Origin of the sequence: Microbacterium sp., from assembly GCF_003248605.1 — a bacterium.
Taxonomy (GTDB): Bacteria; Actinomycetota; Actinomycetes; order Actinomycetales; family Microbacteriaceae; genus Microbacterium.
On sequence record NZ_QFPF01000130.1, the window covers coordinates 1 to 5,977 of the forward strand.

Annotated in this window: 6 protein-coding genes and 1 pseudogene; 6 read left to right on the top strand and 1 reads right to left on the bottom strand. The window is 70.2% G+C overall.

From position 1 onward, the window contains the following. Nucleotides 1-364 (top strand): annotated as a pseudogene (locus DI573_RS13375) (hypothetical protein); the annotation flags it as partial. A 13-nt stretch (nt 365-377) separates the two neighbouring features. Here DI573_RS13375 and DI573_RS13380 read toward each other — a convergent pair. Continuing rightward, complete coding sequence (locus tag DI573_RS13380; RefSeq protein WP_292815267.1) at nt 378-1,532, bottom strand: hypothetical protein; 1,155 nt, start codon at nt 1,530-1,532, stop codon at nt 378-380. 146 nt (nt 1,533-1,678) lie between these two features. On the opposite strand from DI573_RS13380, the gene DI573_RS13385 reads away from it, so the two are divergent. From DI573_RS13385 to DI573_RS13405, 5 genes are all read left to right on the top strand, one after another. Further along, nucleotides 1,679-2,575, top strand: coding sequence for a PaaX family transcriptional regulator C-terminal domain-containing protein (locus tag DI573_RS13385; RefSeq protein WP_292815270.1), 897 nt, complete (start codon nt 1,679-1,681; stop codon nt 2,573-2,575). Continuing rightward, entirely contained in the window at nt 2,572-3,501 is a 930-nt protein-coding gene (locus DI573_RS13390; protein WP_292815273.1) for an alpha/beta hydrolase, read from the top strand. Before DI573_RS13385 ends, DI573_RS13390 begins: the two co-directional genes overlap by 4 nt. A 143-nt stretch (nt 3,502-3,644) precedes the next feature. Beyond that, complete coding sequence (locus tag DI573_RS13395) at nt 3,645-4,619, top strand: transporter substrate-binding domain-containing protein (protein ID WP_292815276.1); 975 nt, start codon at nt 3,645-3,647, stop codon at nt 4,617-4,619. 76 nt (nt 4,620-4,695) lie between these two features. Further along, nucleotides 4,696-5,694 carry an LLM class flavin-dependent oxidoreductase gene (locus DI573_RS13400; protein WP_292815278.1) on the top strand — a complete coding sequence of 333 codons (999 nt, stop codon included), beginning with the start codon at nt 4,696-4,698 and terminating at the stop codon, nt 5,692-5,694. Beyond that, nucleotides 5,691-5,977: hypothetical protein (locus tag DI573_RS13405; protein ID WP_292815281.1), on the top strand; the 287-nt coding region annotated here is incomplete at its 3' end. The genes DI573_RS13400 and DI573_RS13405, both read left to right, overlap by 4 nt.

The window sequence follows — 5,977 nt, forward strand, 5'->3', positions numbered from 1 at the left end:
GGTGACCAAGGTGGGCGAGAAGTACTACCTGATGCACGCGGCCTGGGCGTGGCGGCCGAGCGCCGCGACGGGGCCGACCTACCTGGCGGGTACGGGCGTGCGCGAGAACTACGACGCCATCGTCGCGGTGGCGGACTCGTTCGAGGGCCCCTATTCCGCGCGTTACACCGCCGGCGTCGCGGCAGGACACAACAACATGTTCGCCGATGAGTACGGCGACATGTGGATGACGTTCTTCCGCAATCCCGCACACGGGTACTGGGCCGACCCGTCCCGCGTAGACGAGTCGGCGGTGCCGGGCATCGTCCGCCTCGAGCAGAACGGCCCGCTCGGGGAGGTGCTGACCGTGGCGCGTCCCGACTGACCCGACCGTCGGGTCAGAGGACGATCGTGAACACCCAGAACGCCACGACGACCACGACGGCGGCGATCGAGAGCCACGAGACGCTACGCGTGAGCCGACGGCCCTCGCGGGCCACGCCGGGCGGCGGCCTCAGCTGAGCTGCCGGCAGCGGGAACGAGGGACCGGATGCTGTGACCGCAGCATCCGGTCCCTCCGGCGTGGGCCCGGCCGTGACCGGCGCAGCGGTCGCGGGGGTGAGGCGATCGTCGCGCCACCGTGACCACTGGTCGAGCTTGCCCAGCAGTGCACGGACGACCGAGAACAGCCACGCCCACGTCGCGGGGTCGAGGGTGGAGAGATCGCGCTTGGCGTAGAGGAACAGCCAGTCGTCGACGATCTCGACGTCGAGTTCGGCCGCGTGATCGATGAAGCGGGCCATGATGTCGGGAGTGAAGAGGTACAGCGCGTCGCGCTCGTAGCCGCGAGGGCAGAAGAGCGAGAAATAGCGGTCGAAATCGCCCTCCAGGCGCAGGCGCTGGTCGCGGTCGAAGCTCGTCGGCAGATTCGAGCCGAAGAGTCCGTTGTTGCCGGTCGCATCCAGGAGGATATGCGGCAGCGGGGTGTCGAGGCGGACGGCGACATAGCCCCAGCGGTGGGTCGTGCGGTTCTTGCCCGACCCGGTCGTGTACCCGTAGTTGGCGAACTCCACGAACCGGGGTCGCATACCCCGGACCAGATCGCTCGCGTGACGCGAGCTGCCGACCCCGAAGATGATCCCCGGCAGCGCGGGCGCGGCCAGGGCGGACACGTAGGACATCGCGTTCGTGGACGCGAAGCGGTCGAGCCGGTACTCGCGTTCGCCTCGGCCGCGCAGCACCCGCACGATGACGAACACGATCACCGCGGCGATACCCAGGACGAAGACCAGCGGCAGCAGCACGAGGGCGCCCGAGGAAACCCCTGTCGAGACCATGGCGGACGCGATGCCCACGGCCGTGCTGATGAACACCCCCACGACCCCCAGCGCGAACACACCGAACACGATCAAGACGATGACGCCCTGCACGGTCGATGCACCCCAGACCGAACCGCCGCGCCCCTGCGCGCGCATCTGCTGCAGGTGTGCACGCATCGCGCGTCGGTCGATGGAGTCGGTGAGCGGGCGGGCGTCGAAGGCGGGGGCGCTCATCGTTCCACGCTAGGCGTCGTCGCCGCGCCGTGCCACGCGCGCGGGGGTCCAGGCCCGTGTCACCCGCCCGAAACCGTTCGGAAACGTAACGCCCGTCGCGATCGCGATACAGTCAAGGCCGGACGACGGCAGATGCGGGAGGCGCGGTGAGCGAGATCCTCGACGACATGGACTCCCGCCCCGGGAGTACGACGTCTCTGCTGCGCACCATCGTCGGCATCTACGTCCGGGAGCTCGGCGGATGGGTGTCGGTCGCCGACCTGCTGGAGCTGATGGACGCCCTCGGGGTGCCCGATCCCCGCACCCGCACTGCGATCGTGCGGGTGAAGAAGAAGGGCCTGCTCGTGCCCGAGACCCGCGACCGCGTGGCCGGCTACCGGCTGGTGGACGAGGCCGTGCCCATGCTCGCCCGCGGAGACCGGCGGGTGTACTACCCCCGCAGCATGAGCGCCGACAGCGCCTGGTGCCTGGTGTCGTTCTCGATCCCCGAGGAGAACCGGCACCTTCGCCATCAGCTGCGCCGGCGCCTGCACTGGATCGGCTGCGGCACGGTGTCGCCCGCCCTGTGGATCTGCCCGGCCTACCTGCTCGAGGAGGTCGAGGAGATCCTGGCCGAACTCGAGGTGAGAGAGCACGCCACCGTCTTCGTGACCGAGCGCCCGAGAGTCGCGGGACCCCTCGCCGCAGCTGTCGCGCAGTGGTGGGACCTCGACGAGATTCGCGGCCATCACGAGCAGTTCCTCACCGAGCACGGCCCGGACGGCGCGCGGGCAATGGATGCTGTCATCAGCCCCCGCGAGGCGTTCTCGATCTATATCCGCAGCATCGACACGTGGCGCATCGTGCCGTACATCGATCCCGGCCTGCCCGCGGATCTGCTCCCTCCCGATTGGCCGGGAGATGACAGCAGTGCCCTGTTGCACACCCTGCGCGCACGCTTCAGCGGCCTTGCGACCGACTTCGTCTCGCAGGTCACGGGCACACGCATCGACAATCCCGGGCGTGACGCGATCCGCCCTCTGAGCGGGAGCGCCCGGCCATGACGAACACCCCCCATGCGCTGATCCTCGACGGCTGGCAGCACCGACGCGACGGCCTGCACTGGCAGGGCTGGCTGGCCGAGCGGCTCGTGGAGCGCGGGTGGAGTGTGGACTATCTCACGCTGCCCGACCCCGAGCATCCCTCGATCGAGGCGTGGTCGGGCGCGATCGCCCGCGCCCTGGAGGGGCGCGATGACGTCATCGTCGTCGCTCACGGGCTGAGCGTGCTGCTGTGGACACAGCTGGCCGCGGACACCCTCGCCGAGGGTACGGTGCGCCGCGCGCTGCTCGTCGCACCACCCGCCTCCGGCGCGCATGGAGGAGACGTCTCGCGCATCGAGATCGCGCGCCTGGACGCCGGCGCGGTGCGCGCCGCCCACTCCGAAGGGATGCTGCTGGTCACCGCCGCGGAGGATCCCTACCTGCCCGGTGGTGCAGAGTCGTACGCGGCGCACCTCGGCATCCCGTGGATCGAACTCGCCGAGGGCGCTCACCTGAACGCGGCCTCGGGGTTCGGCCCCTGGCCCGAGGCTCTCGCCTGGTGTCTGGACGGCGCCTGGCCCAGCCGGGTGCAGGGTGCGGATGAAGCGATCGAAGCCTGGATCGACCGCACCTATCGCCCCTTCGGTCATCGCCTCGGCGTGCTGTCGGCGGGCGAGCTCGCCCTCTCCGATCTCGACGCGCTCGATCGGGCCGTCGTGGCGGGCGGCATGCGACCCGAGCGTCGCCACGCGCGCCTGCAGCCGCGACCCGGCGAGCACGGATTGCGCGTCGAGGACGTCGCCGACTTCGCGCGGAAGTACGGCCATGAGTATCAGCTCGCCGTGATCGACACGGCGCTGGGTTCGCGGGCCGACGGTGCGGAGCAGTCGCTGGAGTCGGCCCTGCGGGGCGCCGGTATCTCGGTCCGTTGGGCTGCGCGCGTATGACTCTTCTTTGACGTGAGTCAGAGAAATGAAACATGGCGGTAACGCGCAGACATACCGCCGGAACATCGCTTCAGTAGGAATGGCAGAGGCAGGTTGGCACCACGGGGCCTGCACCCCTTCCAACTGATCGATAAGGACCAGACATGCGCTCCGCCCCCTTCGCAGCATCACGTCGCGCTCGGTTCGCGCTTCCCGCCCTCGTCGTCGCTTCGGCGCTCGCGCTCGCCGGCTGCGCCGGCGGCTCGGCCGACGCCACCGACGAGGCATCGGCCGAGGCCGAGAACGACCTCTTCATCCAGGAGCTGCACGACATGCTCCCCGAGGCGATCCAGGAGGCCGGCGTCATCTCCTTCGGCGCTCTGTGGGAGACGCCTCCCACGATCGGGGTCGACACCGCAGACCCCTCGACGCCGGTGGGCATCGCGCCGGATCTCGCCGCGCTGTTCGGCGACATCCTCGGCGTCGACGTCGAGTGGCAGAACCTGCAGTGGCCGGCACAGCTGCCGGGCGTGCAGGCGGGTAACGTCGACGCGCTGTTCGGCCAGGTCTCCATCACGGGCGAACGTGAGCAGAGCATCGTCGACCTCGTCGCGTGGCAGAAGACGACGCAGTCGATCCTCGTGCCCGCGGACAACCCCGAGGGCATCGAGCGGCTGGACGACATGTGCGGCCTGACAATCGCCGTCCCCGTCGGATCGAACCAGGTCGAGCGCGTCAACTCCGCCAACGAGCGCTGTGTCGAAGCCGGCGAGGACGAGATCGCCATGCAGGAGTACCAGGGGGCGGCGCCCGCCATCCAGGCGCTGCGCGCAGGAACCGTGGACGGGTGGCTGAACTCGACCAACTCGCAGGACGAGGTCGTCGCGGCCGACCCCGACGTGTTCGAGGCGGTGCTGGTCCCGGAGGACGAGGTCGCCACCGAGTTCGGTGGCATCGCGGTCTCGAAGGACCAGCCCGGCCTCGCCGAGGCGCTTGCCGGAGCCCTCACGCTGCTGGTCGAGGACGGCACGTACGCCGAGATCCTCGAGGAGTACGGCGTGACCGCCACAGCCCTCACGGTCGACGAGGTCGTCATCAACCCCATCACCGGCACCCCCGTCGGCGAGCTCGCCTCCTGACACCCCGGTCCCGCGGCGGCACCCCCCGGCCGTCGCGGGACCGCTTTCCGCACCACGTCCCGATCGGAGTCTCAGCATGGAGCGAATCCGCACGAGCGTCCGCCTGCCCAGCGGCACGCCGATCGAGACGTTCCGCGCGGCCGCACGGATGGCCGAGACGGCGGGCTTCGATCAGATCTGGACGGGCAACGACCTCTTCCGGCGCTCGGGCATCGTGCCCGTCGCGATCGCGCTGGATTCCACTGAACGCATCTCGATCGGCTCGAGCGTGCTGAACCCCGTCTCGTTGCACCCCGCAGAGATCGCGATGATCGCAAGCAACCTGCAGGAGCTCTCCGGAGGGCGCTATCTGCTGGGCATGGGTGCCGGGTCGGAGGTGTTCCTACGCTGGGCGGGCCTCGAACCGGACGCCCCGGTCACGCGCACCTCGCAGGGCATCCGCGCCGTCCGCGCCCTGCTGGATGGGCTGAGCCCGGCGGATCGTCCGCGCACCGGCGGCGGGTGGATGCCGCAGGCCAAACTCAAGGACGGACCCGCCCGGCCCACCCCCATCTATCTCGGGGGCATGGGCCCGAAGATGCTCGAGCTCGGTGGCAGGCTGGCCGATGGCGTGCTCGCCCTCGCGCTTCCTCCCGAGCGGTACGCCTGGATCGCCGAGCGCGTCGAGGCGGGCGCAGCGGGCCGCGAGATCGACATCGCCTGCTCGATCTGGATCGCCATCGACGACGACCCCGCCATGGCCCGGGGCATCCTGGCCGAGAAGATCGCGATCTACGCCGGATCGCTCTCGCGCGACGCGCTCGAGCAGGCCGGTCTCGACGTCGACCGCTTTCAGGATGTGCAGCGCCTGATGAGTGCCGGCGACACCGCCGGGGCCGTCGCGCTCGTCGACGACGGGATGCTGCGCCTGGGCATCGCCGGCGATGCCACGACGGTCATCGATCGATGCGCCGAACTCGTCGCCGCGGGCGTGCGTCACCTCAGCTTCGGGCAGCCGCTGGGTGCCCGTCCCCTCGACGCGATCGCCTTCCTCGGCGAGCGCGTCCTCCCCCGGTTCGCGAAGGAGTTCGCATGACCCTCACCGCGCTCGCAGATGTCCCCACCGTGCTCGAGGGGTGGACTCCCCGCGACCCCGTCGACGCCGACGCGATCCTGGCGAACGTGCGCGACATCCTGCCCATCGTCGACGCCGAGGCCGCGACGACGAGCGCCCAGGGGTTCATGACGACGCGCATGGGCGAGGCGCTGCGGCAGGCCGGCGTCTACCGTGTGGGGTTCGCGTCATGGCGCGGCGGGCCGCAGCTGACCCTCACCCAGCAGACCCGCATGGTCGAGATGATCGCCGCCCGCGACGCGTC